The organism is Shewanella sp. FJAT-51649, from assembly GCF_019457435.1.
Lineage (GTDB): Bacteria > Pseudomonadota > Gammaproteobacteria > Enterobacterales > Shewanellaceae > Shewanella > Shewanella mangrovisoli.
Map to the genome: position 1 here is coordinate 2,567,546 of NZ_CP080411.1, position 19,546 is coordinate 2,587,091.

Genomic DNA, 19,546 nt, shown 5'->3' on the forward strand with positions numbered 1-19,546 from the left:
GTGCCAAAACCTCGTTATAAAACAACCAACTGGAAGCAATACAATCAAGCTTTAATCAATCGTGGCTCACTTACCTTCTGGATTGATGAAGGCTCTATTGCCCAGTGGAAGGCCAATGCAGAGCAACCTGGGAAAGGTCGCCCTCGCGTGTTTAGCGACTTAGCCATTACCACTGCGCTGATGGTTAAACGTGTTTTCTCTATGCCACTGCGAGCGCTGCAAGGTTTCATTAACTCGGTGTTTAAATTGGGTGGCATTCCGCTAATGTGTCCACATTACACTTGCATCAGCAAACGCGCAAAAACGGTCAATATTGCTTTTAAAACCAAGACTTGCGGCATCATCGAGCACTTGGCAATTGACTCCACAGGCTTAAAGGTTTACGGCGAAGGTGAGTGGAAAGTGAAGAAACATGGTACAGATGGCAAACGCCGAGTGTGGCGTAAACTACTCATTGCCGTTGATACACATACTCACGAGATCATTGGTGCAGAACTCAGCTTATCAAATGTGACCGACGCTGAAGTCATGCCGAATTTGCTCAAACAAACCCATCGAAAAATCCGCATTATCTCAGGTGATGGTGCTTACGACACAAGAGCCTGTCACGATGCCGTTCTTAGAAAACGCGCTTTAGTACTCATTCCACCGAGGGAAGGTGCCGCACTCTGGGAACCAGGACATCCACGTAACTTAGCAGTCAGTTGGCAACAACTTCATGGTTCAAATAAACAGTGGAAGAAGCGCTATGGGTATCATCGTCGGTCAATCTCAGAAACTGCCATGTACAGGGTGAAACAACTACTAGGTGGCAGATTAAGCTTGCGAAATTATAACGGTCAGGTAGGAGAAACTTACGTGATGATAAGGGCGTTGAACAAGCTCACAGGGCTAGGTATGCCTGAAACTCACTATGTAGTTTGATATTTGAACAATTATGAGGGGCTTTGTTCGCTGAGTCGATTTAGGAAACAAAGCCTCACCTAGTGTGTAAGTGACAATCTCGCGATGGGAATTCTCGTTTTTATAACATATCCCAAGCTGAGCACAGCCAGTTAGTAGTAAATCAGTGACATCCTCCATCAGCTCAAAGAGCAACTCCACTTGATAGCTCATAAACCATAACCATTTTTATAGTGTAATTTCTACATGCGAGAGCTAATCTATGCTTAACAGCATTGACATTTAAGTAGGTAGATGTATGGGATATGACAAGTTAGTAGAGGAAAAGAAGAGGCGACAGTTGGTTTATGCTGAGCATGTATTGAGTGGCGCTAAGCCTTTATATCCTCAACCAAAATCTAGATCAAAAAGCCATAGGAAAAATAAAAATATACTAATCATCCCTAACTTTAAGATTTACTATGCCTAAGTCAGCTTTACTAGCAGTTCTGGTTCATTTTTCTCGTTAGTTACACCGAGGCTTTGCGCAAGATTTTTGTATAGTTTGGCTCGCTAGCTCCGTTAGGGGTCAAAACCAGCATGAGTGCGTGGTTCTGTAAACAAATAAAAATACAATCTTAAGGTTCTCAATTCCATAAACATCTTTGATACCAGTTATGAATAACCACCAATACATTAGTCACTTTGTAACATTACCAAGACTAGGCCAACCGAGTTATTAACATGTGAGTCTAAAGTTTTCTCTGGCACGTTTGAGGGAGAAGCTTGTTGGAGTAAACCGCCAAGCCCCCTAATCGAACTAAAAGGTATCTAGAAAATCAGTGGCTATAGACAGCTAAACCATGCCTTGCTAGTCTTTTAAACTAAAAAGTTAGATTGAGCATTGGGTTCATTTGTTATTGTTTTTTGTAAAGTATATCAGACTATATTTTCTATAATTTCGAGTCAAAAAGAGAACATCTATACAAAAATTAAAATATTTGTAATGAATTATAAGCAAATTAACCACCCATAGAGCCTGTTATAGCTAGACGCACACTCATTCATCACCCAAAGAGAATGCATTTTTAGTAAATATAAATGTACTTTAAAGAAAAGGTCTACCCCGAAGAATAAAAAGCCACAAGGCTGTTGTTCATGAGCGAATAGCGTACATCATATGGTCCGCTTTTTAATGCTGTAAATTACTCTAGTAAATTTAATTATTTACCAAGTTTTTTCTGTAAGAAATCGATGAAAACCCGAACTTTTGCGGGCAATAGTCTGGTTTCAGTCAATGCGTAAACAGGTAAACTCGCACCGGTCCATCCTGGTAATAATCCGACTAATTTCCCTTGGGCTAATTCTTCTATTACCGAGGTTTGCGGCAATAGAATAATGCCGTGATTTAACGTTGCTAAGCGTTTCATCATGCCCACGTTGTTGGCCCGATAGCGACCGCCAAATTCAGCCCGAATGTCTTGTTTGCCATTTCTCAAATCCCAGTGACTTGTCTTTGGAAATGCTATGCCGTCATGCCCGATGAGTTCCGATGGATGTTTTGGCTGACCGCATCGTTTAAGGTAAGCAGGTGACGCAAACAATTGGCTGGTAAAACTGGTAATTTTTCTGGCGATTAGTGTTGAATCCGGTGGTTGCCCCATACGGATGGCTAAGTCTATATGCTCTGAAATCAGGTCTGCATTACGCGGCGTCATATCAAATTCGACGTTAATGCCCGGGTAAATAGCACCGAATTCTTCAAGCAAGGGCGCGATGTAGATGATGGCAAAGTCGACAGGAACGGACGCTCTGATTGTCCCTGTGGGGTGTTCAAGCATTTCACCAAGTTGTTCGTGGGCTAAATTGGCTTCATCGACAATACGTTTACAGCGCTGGAAGTAAAGTAATCCGGCTTCTGTCAGATCCACTTTTCTGGTGGTGCGATGCAATAAGCGCAATCCAACTTCTTTTTCTAAATGACTTATTCTGCGGGAAAGCGTTGAGCTTGGCATGTCTAAAGCATCCGCCGCTTTGCGAAAGCTCATTACTTTGCACACTTCCACGAATAGCGCCATGTCTCTCAATATGTCCAACTAGATTGCTCCATCAGTGCATCAATCAATTCCATTTTAACTTATTTATCCCAAATATCTATTGGTTAATAATGACACTCAACCAAGAGGTGGCATTAAAACAGAGGCACATTAGCGTGAAAATTAATAAACAGTTCTGTGCAATCCGTATGGGCGATGTTCGTACTGAGTTGAAAGGTAAGCAAGTCGTCATTGTCGGTGGTACCAGCGGTTTAGGGCGTGCACTTGCGCAAAACATGGCTAAACATGGTGCTGATGTTCTGGTAGTAGGAAGAACATTTCGCGATCAAGCCCACCTAGGTATTCGCTTTTTGCAAGCGGACTTAAGTTCGATGCGGGAAGCTGAGCGCGTAGCAACCATTATCCCTGCCGAAACACTGGATATGTTGATTTTTACCACCGGAATTTTTGCTGCACCTAAACGGCAAGAAACTGCGGAAGGGCTGGAGATGGACATGGCGACCAGTTACCTCAATCGCCTGCTCATGCTTGATAACATCATGCCTCGCTTAGGCAAGCAAACCCATCAAAAACCCCGGGTATTTGTGATGGGGTATCCAGGTTCAGGTAGCCCAGGCGTGCTGGGCGATTTGAATGCAGAGCAAAGCTACAAAACCATGCAAGTGCATATGAACACGGTCGCCGGCAATGAAATGCTGGTCCTTGATAATCATCATCGCTTCCAAAATTTTTCGATATTTGGCCTGAATCCAGGTTTAGTTAAAACCGATATCCGCAGTAATTTCCTCGGTGGGAACCGGGTGATTTTCAATCTGCTGGAAACGCTGATCGGTTGGTTTACCCCGACACCGAAGCAATACGCCCAAGGCATTACGCCGTTACTGATTGCGCCTGAATTAGACCAATATTCCGGCACTTTATTTAACCAAAAATCTCAGGCACTGCTGCCGACCAAAGGCATCAATGCGGACGACCATATGCAGGCTTATTTACTTCAATCCCGCGACTTAATCGCAAAGGCATTGGCTTAAGTATCCAGTTAACGAATATCAGAGGTTATTACGATGAAATCCATTTTTGATTCGATCACTTTAGGTAAAAACACCCTACAAAACGCGCTTGTTATGGCGCCAATGACCCGTTCAAGGGCCCATCAGGATGGTACACCCGGTACATTAGCTGCCGACTATTACAGTCAACGCGCAAGTCTGGGGTTAATTGTCTCCGAAGGCATACAACCATCAGACGACGGACAAGGCTATATCTTTACGCCAGGGATTTACACCCAGGCCCATATCGACGGCTGGAAGCAGGTTACGAAAGCGGTGCATGAAAAAGGCGGACGTATTTTTTTCCAGCTGATGCATGCTGGCCGCATGTCTCATCCAGACAATACACCGCATCACCGGGCTGGTTTGGCCCCTTCAGCCATAGCGCCAGGTACGCAAATGTTTACCTTGAAAGGCATGCTGGACATTCCGGTGCCCGAGGCCATGACTCAGGTGCAAATTAAGCAAGCCATTGGCGAATTCAGACATGCCGCACGCAGTGCCATTGAAGCGGGCGCCGATGGTGTCGAAATTCACGGTGCGAACGCTTACCTCATCCAACAGTTTCTTGCCCCGAGCTCAAATACTCGTACGGATGAATATGGTGGTTCTATCGAAAACAGAGCCCGCTTTGCTATCGAAATTGCTAAAGCTGTCGCCGAAGAAATCGGTGCAGAAAGAACAGCTATCCGCTTGTCACCGGGCACAAAATTGTGGGGCATTGATGAAGGCGCTGAGGGACCAGCCTTATACCGCTATTTGGTTGCAGAGTTGAACAAGCTGCAATTGGTTTATTTGCACGTGATGCATCAAGGTGATGACGAGCTTCTGCGCGATATCCGTGATGGTTGGGATGGCATTCTGATCGTCAACAAACCAGGTCGTGCCCGCGAAAACATCGGTGAAGATATTCGCAGTGGCTTAGCTGATTTAGAGGCTTATGGTCAGATGGTGCTGGCTAATCCTGACTTTGTCGAACGTCTGAAACAGGATATTCCGTTTAATACCGCGGATCGCAATACTTTCTTTGGTGGCGCAGCGCAAGGTTATACCGATTATCCGCTGGCCAAGGTTGCGGGTTGAACCACCATGCACATAGTGACAACACAACAGGTTAGCCACGGTGCACATTTTCGGGCACAGGTTCTGCGTGGCTATCAGCAAAAAATTAACCCCTTTATTGCGGTTGATCACGCCTGGATGAGTGGACCCACATTTCCTCCTCATTCACATGCAGGTTTTTCAGCGGTCTCCTATGTGTTTCTCGATTCTGAAAGCGGAATTGATAACAGCGACTCAACCGGGGTGAAGAACCTAATCCAACCAGGAGGATTGCACTGGGCCGCGGCAGGCTCAGGGATTGTTCATGAGGAAGTTCCGGCCGAGCCCGGCAAAACCGTGCATTCGTTACAAATATTTATTGCCTTGCCAGAGGCTAAGCGGTTGATGCAGCCAACGTCTTTGACGTTGGAAGCGGAAGATGTTGTCAGCGTTAAGATTCCAGAAGGAAAAGTCCGTATTCCGGTGGGTGAATTTAATGGCGTGCAATCTCCTTTAAATACACCCACGGATGTGACCTTACTGGATATTACCTTAAACGCCGGAGCCTCGATCAATTTGCACGTAAAAGCCAACCACAACGCTTTTTTGCTGCCAGTTTCGGGGGCGTTTACTGTAGACCAGCAAACGTTCTCTTTTCAGCAGCACAAAGTACCGGTCTTCTCGTCACAAGAAAATGAGCAGACCATCACAGTGACCGCGTCCGATGCCGGTGCGAAGGTCATGTTTTTTAGTGGCAAACCACTTTAATTAATGAGGATACCAAGATGAGTTTCAGTAGATTTACTGGCGAGAACGCAACGCTGCTCTTGATTGACCATCAGGTTGGCACTATGGGCTGGGTAAAATCTATCCAAATTGACGAAATGAAGCGTAATGCCCTTATGCTGGCGAAAACCGCCAAGATACTAAAAATGCCCGTTGTATTGACCTCCAGCATGGAGGAATACGCGCAAGGACCGTTAATGCAGGAATTAAAAGATGTCCTGCCGGAAGAGTTTGAAAACAGAATTCAACGCTTAGGTATCGTTAACGCGATGGACGACGAAAACTTCGCGAAAGCGACCAAAGCACCGGGGCGCAAACGTATCATCATTGCCGGAGTGACAAATGATGTCTGTACTGTCTACCCTGCTTTGAGCTTGGTTTCAGAAGGCTATGAAGTCCAGGTCGTAGCGGATGCGGGCGGCTCTCCGAGTAAGATGGGCGATGACATGGCTTTACGGCGAATGGAACAGGCGGGCGTTGTATTAACCAGTACGAATCAAGTCATTGCCGAGCTTGCCGGCAGTTGGAGTACACCCGAAGGGATGCGAATCGTGCAGGAAGTTGTGATGCCCTCTCTTCAAGGTGCTTAGCTAACAAGTAGCAGTCTTAGTTGCAATAATTAAGACTGCTATATAAATGGCGGAGACTTCTTTGAGCTAGATGCGGATAGAGGTTTGTCTGAGCCACAATGATCATCATACGACAAACGGAGTTTGTATAGGTCCGCTTTTGGCACTTAGCAGTCCTTTCAAAACATCGAAATATTCTACCATCCACTACCGCAGCGAGAACTTTGGCTGGCCAACCATCGCCGTCGACATCCATATCTTTCGCCTCGCAAACCGTACTAAATTCGCCCCAGGTAAAAACGTGGTCGAAGTCGAGGAACGCATGTTAAAAGTTGTTCCCGCCGAATTTAAGGTCGATGTGCACCACTGGTTTATTCTGCATGGCCGCTATACCTGTCTGGCCCGCAAACCCCGCTGTGGCAGCTACATCATTGAAGATTTGTGCGAGTTTAAGGAAAAGGTCTATCCCGAAGAGTAAGGGCGCTACAAGGCTGTGGTTAAGCGCTTTAGTTAACGGCTTATTGTTGGAGACAATTTGTTAAACACTTTGGTTGAAAACTTTTATAAAGGGCTTCCACGCTAGAGAAGATCTCGCTGAAAGTCCTTTTGTTATTAATGCTGTTATTAGCCCTATTGATATTAGCCCTGTGGTGCAGATTAATCGTTTTGTTGAGCGGCTTTTTGCTGCAATAGGGCGAGCAATTCTTCATATTTGGGCCCTTGGCCAAACTGGGGTAGCGCGACCGCAAAGACCACCAGCGCAAAGGCAATATAAATCGCGTACGGGTGACTCCAAAATCCTGCCAGCAGCGTAAGCGTGCCTAAGATAAGTAACATAATCACCCCAACACGCACTCGCTGCGCCATCTGCACTTTTTGTTTCGCGGCAGCGATTAACGCGAGTTCCGCTTGAGTAAATGCCATATCCAATCCTTTGCAGTAAACCTATCCGATAAAAATAACCCTCAAGCACAGTTTGCACCTGAGGGCGGTTTTACTGCAAACAATTTGCTAGCGGTATTACTGAACTAACACTGCCTCGGGGACAGGCCATTGGCTGACTAACCATTCGCCCTGCCAATTTTGAATCGACACCCACAGGCTGTCCGTTGCCGCTAACTTAGCGCCGGTTATCGCATGCACATGCTGGCCATGTTTGCTGCCATGTAAAACCCCGTTTTCACCTTTTTGCAGGGCTTCTAATGGCAAGGCCTCTGGGCCGATATTGGCATAACCTTGGCGAATATGGGCGATATCACCCTGTTCAAAGATCAACATAAAATCTTTTACGTAATCATCGTGGTGTTTGTAAGGCGCCTTTAAATCTAAAGGCATTGGCGCGATTTTAAATTCACCTAATTGCTGGCTCGGCCAAGCGGGTGGAAAGCTTGGGCTAAGCGATTGATAGAGAAACACTAAGGGTAAAATCAAAATCAAGCCACTGAGCTTATATTTATGCTTTAACCAAAATACCGATGATGCCATTAGCGGGCCTCCCCTATCATATCTGCAGCTAAGTCTTTGGTTTCGGCCTGTTTAAAGGCGCGGACATGGCGCAATCCCCACATCATAAAACCAGTAATAGACATCCCAGAAAGCACCAGCCCAAAGAAGAACCAAATCAATTTAGTCCAAATACCACCTAAGGTGCCGTAATGCAGCGGATCGGCAATATGCATTAAGGTCTGCATACCTGTCATGGTTTCTGGCGAGGTAGCACTGGCGATTTCGCCGGTCCACGGGTTAATGCTGAGACTATAGGAATATTGATCGTAAAAAATATGATCGCCACTGCCGCTTAAATGGTACATATCCCGTTGATGCTCAGGTAGCATCACATAGCTTGGTTGAAAATCGGGGAAACGCTGCTTGGCTAAACTTAAAGCCTCAGTAAAAGAGACATTAGCGCTTGGCAGTTGCGTATCACCAGCTTGCATCAAAGGCACTTGCTCGGCGGCAATCATAGGCGCATGGGATTCAATATCGATATCGGCATGCCAAAAGATGGCTTGGACTAAATACCACAGCCCTGTGAGGCTCATAATCGCGATAAACCAAATCGACCAGACGCCGGATAATTTATGCAGATCCGACAATAGAGTCTTCTTGCCTTGGGTGAGTCTAAGTTTTGGGGCAAAAAAACTGCGCCAAAAACGTTTATAAACGATGAGTCCCGTTACCAATGAGGCAAGCATCAAAAGTGCCATAGAGCACACAAGGTAATACCCTATGCTATAACCGCTCTGCCAGGGGAACAACAGCCAACCGTGTAATGAGCGCATAAAACCGATAAAGGTTAACCCTTCATTGATCTGCTGGATCTCGCCCGTATATTGATTCACATAGGCGATGGCATAGGGTTTATCGGCATCGGTAAAGGTAATGGCATTGACTAAATAAGGCTCAAGGGTCATTGCCCCCATCACTTGCGCATTTGGATACGCCTTTTCGACCACCAGCATCAACTCGTCAACGGGTTTTGCGGGTAATTCGTTAGGATTAGTCGCACGAGCCGCTGGATTGGTCAGCCAAGTCAACTCATGACTCAACACGGCCACAGTGCCCGTTAAACAGATAAAACTGAATAAAATCCAGATGGGCAATGACACCCAACCGTGTAACATAAACCAGAAGCGATTACTTATTTTCGCCATGGGGGATTGTTTCCTACCTCTTTTAGAATCACAACAGTGTAAAGGTAATGCGAATTGTTATCAATACAGCATATTGATAATACGATAGGTTTATAAGATTTGTCACAAATTAGGCCGAGTTGCGCAATAGCTCGCAACTCGAATGCGGTCAATAATGCTTAAAGATCCCATCGATTAGGCTAAACCTGAGAGTGAATTCACTATGCATAAGGTATTCGTTACCCTCGTTTTTTTAACGTCTAGCTTCATTGTTCAAGCCAATACCATCAGTGTTGAGCAAGTCTCTGAGCAAGTACATCTTTTAAAAGGCATCGATTACGGCACCAATATTGGCCTGATATTGACGCAGGATGGCTTGGTGCTTATCGATCCTATGCCTGGGGATGAACACTTAAGTGCTCTGGATGATGTGATTCAATCCATCTATGCCAAACCCGTTAAATTCATCTTAAATACCCATGAACACGCCGATCACACCGGTGGTAATCAGCACTTTATCCAACAGGGCGCACGGCTAGCGCCAACGCAAAACACAGTTCTATCGCAAAAAGTTCCGTCACAAAAAGTTCCATCACAAAATACAGCCCAGCTGCAGAACACGGTGGCAGCGCAAAATACTGTGCCAATGCAACCCGTGATACCCGATATATTGGCAGCCCAAGTATCATCCCATTCATCTGCTGACTGGATTTATTTTCATCCACGAAGCAACAGCCTGTTTGTCGGCGATATTGTCGATAACAGCTGGCACCCGACTTTTTATGCTGGTGGTCTTAGTGGATTTAATGCCGCCATCAACCATATTTTAGCCATAGGGAATGAGGACAGCCTTATCGTACCTGGCCATGGTAAGCCAAGTCATAAAGACTCGCTGCGTCGCTTTCAGCAAAACACCAATGATTGGATACAACAAATCGAGTCGCTAATTGACTCAGGCAAGAGTGTGGAACAGATAACCCAACATCCACAGATCGCAGAGCGGGTTGCGCGCTTTAATCAGGAGGGCAAATCCCCTTTTCTGCCGCCAAAAGCCTTGACGAAATTTATCGAACGAACCATTACCGTGATAGAAAAAGAACGTCAAACATCGGGAAAATAACGGATAAGTACTATTTTAAGGACGAAATTTTATCGCCAGAGTTTACAAAGCTGAGGCTCCAACAGCATAGCGGGCAATACTACTCGCAGCTCAATAGCCCTCAACCCCAAATACATCAACCTACGCTTGAGGAGATTAACTAGGGGAGAAAAACCGAAATAAAAACAGTCTAACGTACTGTTATTATGAAATTTTATTAATTATCTTGCCTGTCGCTTCAGGGGAATAATTCTTTAGTCAAAACAGAAGATCCGCTACAATACCCATCTTTGTTTTAGAGAGTCCTTGCGAGTATGTCCTATCCACAGCCCTTAGCCGATGCGCCTCAATCCCATACGCATATGCACCGTCAATTGGCTGAGCCGCAACCTAGGATTTGCCTTCGCACTCTCGCTGAGCAACTTAAGCTTGAGCAAGTGACCATTATTGGCAATGCCTCTGGCGAGTGGCAGCCCGCGGTCGAAGGCCTCACCTTTATCTTTAATGGCACGCAGTGGTCGCAGCAGAAAGCTCCCCAAAGCCAGGTGGTCAATATTGCCAATGGCGGCTTTGCTGAGTCGCAGTATGCCTTTGAAGTTCAAGGTCATCCGCAAGCTGTGCAACTGGCGAAAGCATTGACACAAGTCGCTACCGATCTCACCGCATCCCTTGGTTGTTGGCCATCTTCAGGCTTAACGACAGTTGTACTCATGCTGCAATTGGCAAATCACGTACAGGTTCAGCGTATGTCGCTGTTGCCGAGCTTACAGCGCAGTATTGAACTACCAGAGACACGCCATTTACCCTGCATGGTGCATAACTGGCTAGGGGAAAGAAGAATCGCCAAGACGCTGCTGTGTGAACGCTTAGATTGGGCCGAGTTTACTCTAATGCCTTGGGAGCCAATGTCTAAGGACTGTGAAACAAATGAAGCGAGAGAAACCGATAGCGGTAAGAATAAACAAACTTTATGCGAGGAGCCCTTTAAACAGCTGGAATTACTCAGACAATCCAACCTCGCCCCAAGCGTAAGCGAGGAGACTAAACAAACGCTACGTCAGCACTTAGCCAAGCTTGCACACACGCCTTATGAGATTTGGCAACAATGTGCCGATCACTGCAAGCTAAAAGCGTGCGAGCCTTTATTCTTTAATCATCTTCCCGAAAGCCAAACGAGCCCTTGGTACCTGATGGATTATCACGCCTCGCAATATCTCGATGCGATTCGCCACCAGCTGGCCTACTGTCAGCAACTCGCGGACTAAGCCAGTCTGCTTATCCCGCTTTCCCTAAGGCCATGCCTAATGGCTCAAAGTAAGCAATCAAAGCATTAAAGATACGCAGCCTATGCTGCTCATCGGGATAAGCCCCTTCCTTCGCCAACGCAGAATGGCGCGTGCCAGAGACTAAATAGGGATTTTGGATCCCTTGATAGGATTCGATGCAAGCTTCAAACGCGCGGGCCATCATTTCCGTCGGTTTAGCAAAATACTGCGCGCCATAACGCTTATCTAAGGCTATGGCGCGGCGGACATAATCGCTTGGCTCCAAATTGTCCTCGGAGAGTAATGTCACTCGAAAAATTTCGGCCAACCGCTGATTGAGCGGATGCTCGATAAGTGGCAGATCCGCAAGCCAGAGATCGCTGGCGCACTTAAAACGTCCCGAGACTCGTGAAAACGCCTTGGGCGCCACATAATGGTCAAAGGCATGCCAAAACTCATGGGCCAGCGCCCCAGCACCCGCATTTTTGGCTAACGCCAGCTCTCGCGCTCCTGGCGCATAGTGAGCCTGCACACCCTTTTGTCCGCCATGACCAAAGGCAAGGCTTAAGGTTTGCCTCAACCCTAAGGTCAACGGTGGTAAATTGAGGATAAAGGCAAGATCGGCAAGCGAATCAAACACTAAATTCGCGGCAATTAACGATTCCTCCCGCGTAACCCAGCGTCCCACACGTACATGGCTAAAACCAAAGGTTTGTTTGACATCTAAAAAGGTCATTTGCTCCCCGAAGCGATAATCGGGGCCATGGCGAGTATATTGCTGATGGAGTAACACGCTTTATCTAACAAACCTAAGTAAACGACAATTTAGAATCATTCTAAGTTAAATAAAAAAGCTTTTATAGCCAGAAAGCCATCAAGTAGACAGCACAAACAAATCTATCAACGTTTACACTATGACAAAAAAAGCCGAGCGATTCTCGGCTTTTAATGGACGATAACGGTGCTGAGGCTATTTGTGATCTGCTCTAATGGAGAGAATAAATAGCAGTGATAGTGACGCCGAGATCAAAATATAACTACAGATCACCAGCGAAGTACCCGAGGGCAACAGCCAAATCAACAGACTGACTAAGGCACTTAGGAACAGACTCTCGATGGCATAATACAGAGCCGTGGCCAGCCCCGCAGAATGGGAAAACGCCGCTAAGGCACCATTAGCCGTTACAGCGCAGGTTAAGGCGATATGCACTCCTATGAAGTACATTGGCAGCATAAACCCAAGTAAACTCAGCCCATTTAGCCATTCCAGCCCATACAATAAGCCGCCGCTTAGCATCATGCCGAACAGGCCTCTAAGCACAGTTCCCTGCGTGCCCCAACGTTTGACGAGACGCTTAACAAAGCGGGTGGTGATTATCATGACTATCGCAACCGAGCCAAACCACAGGCTAAAGGCCACCTTATCGAGTCCTAATTTGTCCATTAGTATGCTCGGTGATGCCGAAAAATAGATAAAGAAGGTACCCATAGCCGTAGCGTAGGCCAAGGTATAGCCTAAAAACGCCTTAGCGCGAATGATGTTAAAACATCTTTCCCATTCAAAGGGATGGGTCTGTGCTGGGCGGGTTTCAGGCCATTTCAGTAAGGCATGCAAACCTACTAGGGCAGCAAATATCGCTAAGGCGTAGAAGATCCCTCGCCAATGCCAAAGTCCATCGATAAGCGAGCCAATAAAAGGCGCTACCGCAGGCACGGCCGCGAGCACTGAGCCCATAATGGCATAGATAACAACGCCTTCTTCCCTATCGGCAAACACATCTCGCACGGTCGCAAATGCCGCCACCAGCACGGCCGAGGCGCTCAAGGCCTGCACAATCCGAAGGAGCAGAAACACACTGAAGCTGTCGGTCAATGCCATCGCCAAACTGGAACCTGCGTAAACTAAGGCTCCGGCAATCACCACTCGCCTGCGCCCTATTGCGTCGGATAGCGGTCCAAATAACAACTGGCCTAAGCCTAAAATCGCCATATAGAGGGTTAAAGTCAGCTGCATTTGACCTTGGCTAACACTAAAACTCTGGCGAATATCATTGATGGCAGGCAGATACAGATCCATGCCAAGGGAAGCGAGTAAATCGAAGGGAATAAGTAATAGGAGTGAGTACGCAAAGGTATAATTCCATTTGCGGTCTTGCGGGTTTTGATTAATTTTTGTCATGTTAAAATCCAATTATTGCTATGAATGTTTACAGCGATAATTGGATAAAAGGCACCGCCCTCTTCATCTTTAACCTCCGTTTTTAACCTGTCGAATAACTTATTACTGTTCTGGCTGCGTACTTATTACAACGCCTGTTACCGCACGAGTCACCATGCATCTTGCAGTACAAGATGGCGGATCATGGCACAAATCCCCCCTCGATTGCTATGACTTATTCCCCAATCAGCCCCCAATCGCCACTGAGTTTGCAAATGACTAAGTATGCATTAGTTTGCATAAACAAAAATATAACCCTGGGGATTTTTCTAACCATTATGCAAAATCGCGAATACCCATTCAAAAACAGTTGAAATTGTTACTGTTTTGAGCCGTAAATATTTATCGCGCTTGCTTAGGCGAGCCAAAAGCGGAAATAGGCGGGTAATTGGCCAGTCCAGCGTTTGAAGGAACGTCTAAAATTACTGGCGTCACTGAAGGATAAGGAATGCGCAATGCTATTGGCATCCTGCTCTGGCTCGGCGAGAAAATACAGCGCCTTAATCAAACGGGATTCATCGACTAATTGTCCGTAACTCAGCGCCATCTCCCCAAGACGGCGTTTTAAGGTGGCAGGACTCATCTCTAACAATTGCGCCATTTCCGGCAGGCTCAATGTATTGTGCATCAATTTAAGGCGGATCCCTGCCGCTAATCCATGGCGAAACCCATGCGCGAGCAGAGCTTGACGGGCATTCTTGGCCATCGTTAGTTGCGGCCTTAACACAGTACTCGCAAGCGACTCGTTAAAATGGCACTCCAATGTTCTCGGATGAGGGTGATCCCAAGGTTGCAACGCAGCGGGGTTATTCGGCGGCTTTGTATATTTGGAGCCAGCAAAATCGATAGCATGGGTCTCGGAGTGGCTTGCAAACAACAGAGGTTGGCACAACAGGGATTTTGCCATCGAAATTCGGCAAAGGGGCGCATCAAAGCTTAACTCAGTGCCGAAATACTTATAGTAATGGGCTAAGTTCGCTGGTGCGGAGTACGGAAAACTGATACTGCCGCGCCATGCTTGGCCATGTAATTGTTTGCAGCATGACGTGAGGGACGACAGGCTTAATTCGATGAAAAACTGTTTGTGCCGCTGCATGCCTAGATCGAGGCTGAGTAGAAAGTGCCATTCCTGCTCTCCTTGCCAGCGCCAAGTTTGCAACCAAGGTTGTGTGAGCCAATGATATTTGTGCCAAAAATGCCCGAGCGACTGCAGATCCCGTGCGCAAAATATCCCCGCCGTGAGCGCGCCGCTTTGGGATGGCAGCCACAGCTGACCCAATAAGAAACTTAAATCGCCACTTGGCCACAGGCATAAGGCATTGTCCAGCAGCCGAGATAACTGCTTTGGACTAATAAGGTGATCGGGTTTACGAATGTCTGCAGCAAAAATCCCCGTGCCCCGTAACAACTTATCGCTATCGAGCCCACGCTGCTTAAAAAGCCCAACGATGCTCGCCACCAGCAATTGGCTATCGATACATTTATCCTGCCAAGTGGCGAGCGCGCGCATCAGTTAAGCTCACTCAAGGTCGACAGATTTTGCGTGTTACTCGCTTGAGCCGGTGTGGCTTCCGGACTACGATTCTCTTTTTGCTGTGACATTTTTTGATTCAACAATTGTAGCAGCGTAGCGGCCTCTTCCTTGGCAGGCGCTTTATGCGTTTGCAATGGCAGCACTTTAGGCGAAGGCAGCGCCCAGACCACGGATGCGCTACAACCGAACGCGCTAACACCTTGCTGTATCTGCTCCGCCATCACACTCACGAGGGGCGGAATCGCACCGCGCAACAGAATGATAAAGCGATCGCCTGCGTAGCGGCAGACTAAATCCTGATTCCTAAGGGTTGAGCTGAGCCACAATGCCAACTGCGACAAGAGCCTATCGCCCTCTTCCATCCCTTGATTTTTGTTGTATTGATGAAAATTATCGATATCAAGCATAATCAGACCAAATGCTTGATTTTGCGACAATTGTTTTATTAGATGATGTTCAAAGGCTTTAGCATCATTGAGCAAGGTTAAGCCATCGGTTAACTGATGCTCACGGTGAAATTGCTCCCGAGTTTGCAACTGGCGATTGACGACGGTTTGCTCATCACGCCATAGCCATAGGCCACAGGTCAGCACCAATAGCCCAACTGGCGTCGGCATCTTTTCAAACCAGTTATACACTGGGATAGTTTTGACGATAAAAATCTCATCTAACAAATCTAAATAGCAGCCCAAGCAGTAACTTGAGAGGCCAGCGATCAACAGATTTGTCACCCGGCCAGAGGGGCGAACCGACACTATCACCATCAACCAACACATACCGAGGATAAATAAGGCGCCCTCGGTGACGACATCGAACCAATCCACCGCCGCCACTGTCTTGGCCGTGGTGCTTTGCCAAAGAAACAGCGGCACGATAAAGATAATAAGCAGACTTAAGCCATAGACGCTGGCGAGCCGTAATGATTTTGCAGGAGTTCCCAAAGTACACACCTTGTTCTGTGAAGCCCGAACGGGCAAATACAACGTTAATGCTTTATGGGATGGCAAGTTAGCGGGCTTTTATGACAACGCCGTGACGCCATTTATTAGCGCTAAGCTGACATACATAAACAAATCAAACTTAATGTATTGAATTAAATTAAAAAATAATCTTAACCCCATACTATTCGAGCCGACCACAGCGGCAAATTAGCTCAGGCACTTTTGAGTTGTACGGATAAAAAACCATATTGAGCTGATTGATGCTGAACTCTATGTCTGCTCGGACTTAACTAGACCTTTGCTGCATCTCATTGTTTTACGACCGACAGCGATATAACGCTTTATAAATAAAGCCATTATTGCCAATCACACTCTTCATACCTGCATCATTGCTGAGCGGTTTTGACTAATCCATGCCTATTTTTTGCGGTGATTTTTCAACGTCATTTTGGCTCACTCACGGCCGAAAACCGCCATTTTCGTCCGTTAACAAGCGCCAAACACGGTAGATCAATTATCCCGTCACAAATCTGACATTTTGCTCCCCTAACTTGGCCGCCATCACAAATAGGCCTTCACCCAAGGCTTGCAATAACACTCAACAGAAACAACTTAAACGGAACTCAAGATGCAATCTCGTACCCCACCATTACAACAAGAGTTACAACAAGGCTCCCAAGCGCCGCAAAAGCAGCACGCCATTCCTAAAACCCGATTGGCTGCGCGTCTGTCGGCAATTAGCTTAGCCATGATGGTCGCAGGCTTTAGCACTAACGTCATTGCCGTTGGCAAGCTTGAAGGTCAAATTCGCGATAATGTCAGTCAGCAACCTCTTGCTGGCGCTACCGTCACCTTAAAAGAGCTCAACCTGAGCCAACAGGCAGGCCGCGATGGTCGTTTCTTCTTTGTCGGCGTGCAGGATGGCGATTACACCTTAGTGGTCAACTACCTCGGTGCTATGCCGCTGGAACATAGCGTTAGCATTCGCGATAAACAAACCACGCTGCAAGATATCAACTTAAGCAGCCAAGATGTCGAGCATATCCGCGTCGTCGGCCAACAAGGTGCATTAAGTAAATCCATGAACCGCCAACGCGGCGCCGATAATGTGCTGAGCGTGGTCAGTGCCGATGTGCTGGGGAATTTCCCCGACAGCAATATCAGTGAATCACTGCAACGGGTGCCAGGGCTATCTATCGAGCGGGATCAGGGCGAAGGTCGTTTTGTGCGCGTGCGCGGTATGGCGCCGGACTATAACTCAGTGTCGATGAACGGTACCCGCTTACCCTCACCCGAAAGCGATCGCCGTGCGGTTGCCCTGGATGTGGTGCCATCGGATCTCTTGCAATCGGTAGAAGTGAGCAAAACCTTAACGCCGGATATGGATGCCGATGCACTGGGCGGCGCGATTGAGGTTAAAAGCCTGTCGGCCTTCGATCGCGATGATACTTATCTCAACCTCAACGCCGAGGCGAGCCAAGATACCTTAACCGACAATACCAATCCCAAACTCGCCGCCAGCTACAGCGATATCTTTGCCGACAAGCTAGGGGTAGCCATAGGTGCCAGTTGGTATAACCGCGACTTTGGCTCAGACAACGTCGAAACTGGCGGTAAATGGGAATTTGCCGGGGATAACGGCTTTGAAGATGCGGCGCTTGAATCCATCGACGCGCGGGATTATGAAATCAATCGGGAACGTTTAGGCATAGGCGTGAACTTCGATTATCGCCCAAGTGATGATACCGATCTGTATCTGCGCACCCTTTACAGTGAGTTTGATGATACCGAAACCCGTAACAGCGCCAAAACTAAGTGGAAATCGCCGCAGCAAGCCAATGCCCTCAGCCAAGGCAAAACCACTCGATCGCTAAAATCACGCACCGAGAACCAGAACATCACCTCCTTTGTACTGGGTGGTCAAACCCGCTTCGAACGCTGGACCTTCGACTATCAAGCGAGCCACAGCACCGCCAGCGCCGAAAAACCGCGGGATATCGCTGGCGCCGACTTTGTCGCCAAGATTGATAACACGGGCTTTAGCAATACCAAACAGCCACAGATTATCGCCCCCGAAGACTACTTTCAAAACGCTAACTTTGAGCTAGATGAGATTGAAATCGCCGCCTCCAAGGCCGAAGACACCATCAACAGTGGCCAACTGGATCTCACCCGTCAGCTAACCCTCGCGGATTACAGCGTCGAGCTAAAAACCGGCGTCAAGTTGAGCCGCCGCGATAAATCCAATCGCGAAGATATCTGGATCTACAGCGACTTAGGCGATCAAGGCGTAAGTGATGAAGATTTGCTATTGAGTCAATATGCAGGCAATGAGCTTGACTATGACCTCGGACGCTTTGGCAGCGGGATCAATACCACGCCACTGTGGCAACTTATCGATAGCCTCGATGCCGACAGCAATCACGATGATATCGAGTCCACCATTAACGATTTTGATATCAGCGAAGATATCAACGCCGCCTACCTAATGGGCCATATTGATATCGATAAACTGCGTATTTTAACAGGGCTACGTTTCGAGCAAAATCAATGGGAATCCAGCGGCTACGGTTACGATGGCGCCAAGGGCGAGTTTATCGATATCAACCACTCCCGCGATGAGGAACATTGGCTGCCCGCACTGCATCTCACTTACCGCTATAGCGACAATACCGTGCTGCGCGCCGCTTGGACCAACACCTTAGTCCGCCCGACCTTCGGCCAATTAGCGCCGGGATATTTGCTCGAAGAGGATGATGGCGATATCGATTTAACCTTTGGCAATCCACAGCTTAAGTCACTCGAATCGATGAACTTTGACTTAAGCCTAGAGCACTACTTCGGCAATATCGGCTTAATTTCGGCGGGGCTGTTTTATAAAGATATCGACAACTTTATCTATCAGGCGGATTTAGCTGGCCGTGGTGATTATATGGATGCCCATAGCGCCGTGACCTTTGTCAATGGCGACAGCGCCGACATCTACGGCCTGGAGCTAAGCTATGTGCAAGAGTTTAACTTTTTGCCCGAGCCCTTTAATTCGCTCGTGCTCAACTCTAACCTTACCTACACGGACTCCAGCGCCAAGATCAGTTGGCTAGAGGATGACCAATTACTGAGCCGCGATATTCCCATGCCAAGCCAATCGGATCTCACCGCTAACCTGTCGCTTGGCTATGAAAACAGTTACGCCAGTGTCTGGCTATCGGCGGCCTATAAATCCGAATATTTACAGGAGGTCACTGAGCTCAGTGATGAGCGCTACGATCTCTATCAAGACAATCACTTGCAGTGGGACTTTGTCGCCAAGGCCCATCTAACCAGCAATTTAACCTTGTATTTCAAAGGGGTGAACCTGACCGACGAGCCCTACTACAGCTACACGGGTGAAAGCAGCTACAACGCCCAATACGAAGCCTATGGCCGCACTTTCCAGTTAGGCGTGCAGTACACCAACTATTAATCACCTATT

At 47.3% G+C, this 19,546-nt stretch carries 16 protein-coding genes and 1 pseudogene; 9 read left to right on the forward strand and 8 right to left on the reverse strand.

Translation table 11 applies throughout. The features are described 5' to 3' along the window. Positions 1-924: an IS5 family transposase gene (locus K0H59_RS11490; RefSeq protein WP_220053198.1), complete on the forward strand. Its 924-nt coding sequence runs from the start codon at positions 1-3 to the stop codon at positions 922-924. Between the two features lie 1,181 nt (positions 925-2,105). On the opposite strand, the gene K0H59_RS11495 is transcribed toward K0H59_RS11490, so the two are convergent. After that, the gene (locus K0H59_RS11495) at positions 2,106-2,960 is read right to left on the reverse strand and encodes a LysR family transcriptional regulator (protein WP_220053199.1); all 855 of its coding nucleotides are present in this window, start codon (positions 2,958-2,960) and stop codon (positions 2,106-2,108) included. Positions 2,961-3,094: 134 nt separating this feature from the next. On the opposite strand from K0H59_RS11495, the gene K0H59_RS11500 reads away from it, so the two are divergent. From K0H59_RS11500 to K0H59_RS11520, 5 genes and pseudogenes are all read left to right on the forward strand, one after another. Further along, positions 3,095-3,970 (forward strand): SDR family NAD(P)-dependent oxidoreductase, encoded by an 876-nt coding sequence (locus tag K0H59_RS11500; RefSeq protein WP_220053200.1) that lies wholly within the window; start codon positions 3,095-3,097, stop codon positions 3,968-3,970. A 33-nt stretch (positions 3,971-4,003) separates the two neighbouring features. Continuing rightward, entirely contained in the window at positions 4,004-5,071 is a 1,068-nt protein-coding gene (locus K0H59_RS11505; RefSeq protein ID WP_220053201.1) for an alkene reductase, read from the forward strand. A 6-nt stretch (positions 5,072-5,077) separates the two neighbouring features. Then, on the forward strand, positions 5,078-5,797 hold the full coding sequence (locus K0H59_RS11510) for a pirin family protein (protein ID WP_220053202.1): 720 nt from the start codon (positions 5,078-5,080) through the stop codon (positions 5,795-5,797). 17 nt (positions 5,798-5,814) lie between these two features. Next, positions 5,815-6,405, forward strand: a complete 591-nt coding sequence (locus tag K0H59_RS11515) for an isochorismatase family protein (protein ID WP_220053203.1) — start codon at positions 5,815-5,817, stop codon at positions 6,403-6,405. A gap of 202 nt (positions 6,406-6,607) precedes the next feature. Beyond that, positions 6,608-6,862 (forward strand): annotated as a pseudogene (locus tag K0H59_RS11520) (endonuclease III); the annotation flags it as partial. 179 nt (positions 6,863-7,041) lie between these two features. On the opposite strand, the gene K0H59_RS11525 reads toward K0H59_RS11520, so the two are convergent. The 3 genes from K0H59_RS11525 to K0H59_RS11535 all read right to left on the reverse strand — a co-directional run bounded on the left by K0H59_RS11525 (position 7,042) and on the right by K0H59_RS11535 (position 9,038). Continuing rightward, on the reverse strand, positions 7,042-7,308 hold the full coding sequence (locus K0H59_RS11525; RefSeq protein ID WP_220053204.1) for a hypothetical protein: 267 nt from the start codon (positions 7,306-7,308) through the stop codon (positions 7,042-7,044). A gap of 96 nt (positions 7,309-7,404) precedes the next feature. Beyond that, the gene (locus K0H59_RS11530; RefSeq protein WP_220053205.1) at positions 7,405-7,869 is read right to left on the reverse strand and encodes a hypothetical protein; all 465 of its coding nucleotides are present in this window, start codon (positions 7,867-7,869) and stop codon (positions 7,405-7,407) included. Beyond that, on the reverse strand, positions 7,869-9,038 hold the full coding sequence (locus K0H59_RS11535) for a PepSY domain-containing protein (RefSeq protein WP_220053206.1): 1,170 nt from the start codon (positions 9,036-9,038) through the stop codon (positions 7,869-7,871). The genes K0H59_RS11530 and K0H59_RS11535 overlap by 1 nt, the downstream gene beginning before the upstream one ends. Positions 9,039-9,240: 202 nt before the next feature. On the opposite strand from K0H59_RS11535, the gene K0H59_RS11540 reads away from it, so the two are divergent. Next, on the forward strand, positions 9,241-10,137 hold the full coding sequence (locus K0H59_RS11540; RefSeq protein ID WP_220053207.1) for an MBL fold metallo-hydrolase: 897 nt from the start codon (positions 9,241-9,243) through the stop codon (positions 10,135-10,137). Positions 10,138-10,430: 293 nt separating this feature from the next. Next, on the forward strand, positions 10,431-11,381 hold the full coding sequence (locus K0H59_RS11545) for a hypothetical protein (protein WP_220053208.1): 951 nt from the start codon (positions 10,431-10,433) through the stop codon (positions 11,379-11,381). A gap of 10 nt (positions 11,382-11,391) precedes the next feature. On the opposite strand, the gene K0H59_RS11550 is transcribed toward K0H59_RS11545, so the two are convergent. The 4 genes from K0H59_RS11550 to K0H59_RS11565 all read right to left on the reverse strand — a co-directional run bounded on the left by K0H59_RS11550 (position 11,392) and on the right by K0H59_RS11565 (position 16,074). Beyond that, positions 11,392-12,174, reverse strand: a complete 783-nt coding sequence (locus tag K0H59_RS11550; protein ID WP_220053209.1) for a CLCA_X family protein — start codon at positions 12,172-12,174, stop codon at positions 11,392-11,394. A 177-nt stretch (positions 12,175-12,351) separates the two neighbouring features. Then, entirely contained in the window at positions 12,352-13,560 is a 1,209-nt protein-coding gene (locus K0H59_RS11555) for a multidrug effflux MFS transporter (RefSeq protein ID WP_220053210.1), read from the reverse strand. A 394-nt stretch (positions 13,561-13,954) separates the two neighbouring features. Next, positions 13,955-15,109, reverse strand: a complete 1,155-nt coding sequence (locus K0H59_RS11560) for an AraC family transcriptional regulator (protein ID WP_220053211.1) — start codon at positions 15,107-15,109, stop codon at positions 13,955-13,957. Then, positions 15,109-16,074, reverse strand: a complete 966-nt coding sequence (locus tag K0H59_RS11565) for a GGDEF domain-containing protein (protein ID WP_220053212.1) — start codon at positions 16,072-16,074, stop codon at positions 15,109-15,111. Before K0H59_RS11565 ends, K0H59_RS11560 begins: the two co-directional genes overlap by 1 nt. Positions 16,075-16,702: 628 nt before the next feature. On the opposite strand from K0H59_RS11565, the gene K0H59_RS11570 reads away from it, so the two are divergent. Continuing rightward, a complete protein-coding gene (locus tag K0H59_RS11570; protein ID WP_220053213.1) occupies positions 16,703-19,537 on the forward strand; it encodes a TonB-dependent receptor in 2,835 nt (944 codons plus the stop codon). Positions 19,538-19,546: the final 9 nt, after the last annotated feature.

Bases quoted from the DNA above. Each gene is read 5' to 3' on its own strand.
- K0H59_RS11530 (WP_220053205.1), bottom strand. From the start codon at position 7,869: ATGGCATCATCGGTATTTTGGTTAAAGCATAAATATAAGCTCAGTGGC.
- K0H59_RS11540 (WP_220053207.1), top strand. From the start codon at position 9,241: ATGCATAAGGTATTCGTTACCCTCGTTTTTTTAACGTCTAGCTTCATT.
- K0H59_RS11535 (WP_220053206.1), bottom strand. From the start codon at position 9,038: ATGGCGAAAATAAGTAATCGCTTCTGGTTTATGTTACACGGTTGGGTG.
- K0H59_RS11515 (WP_220053203.1), top strand. From the start codon at position 5,815: ATGAGTTTCAGTAGATTTACTGGCGAGAACGCAACGCTGCTCTTGATT.
- K0H59_RS11555 (WP_220053210.1), bottom strand. From the start codon at position 13,560: ATGACAAAAATTAATCAAAACCCGCAAGACCGCAAATGGAATTATACC.
- K0H59_RS11495 (WP_220053199.1), bottom strand. From the start codon at position 2,960: ATGGCGCTATTCGTGGAAGTGTGCAAAGTAATGAGCTTTCGCAAAGCG.
- K0H59_RS11510 (WP_220053202.1), top strand. From the start codon at position 5,078: ATGCACATAGTGACAACACAACAGGTTAGCCACGGTGCACATTTTCGG.
- K0H59_RS11505 (WP_220053201.1), top strand. From the start codon at position 4,004: ATGAAATCCATTTTTGATTCGATCACTTTAGGTAAAAACACCCTACAA.
- K0H59_RS11545 (WP_220053208.1), top strand. From the start codon at position 10,431: ATGTCCTATCCACAGCCCTTAGCCGATGCGCCTCAATCCCATACGCAT.
- K0H59_RS11560 (WP_220053211.1), bottom strand. From the start codon at position 15,109: ATGCGCGCGCTCGCCACTTGGCAGGATAAATGTATCGATAGCCAATTG.
- K0H59_RS11525 (WP_220053204.1), bottom strand. From the start codon at position 7,308: ATGGCATTTACTCAAGCGGAACTCGCGTTAATCGCTGCCGCGAAACAA.
- K0H59_RS11570 (WP_220053213.1), top strand. From the start codon at position 16,703: ATGCAATCTCGTACCCCACCATTACAACAAGAGTTACAACAAGGCTCC.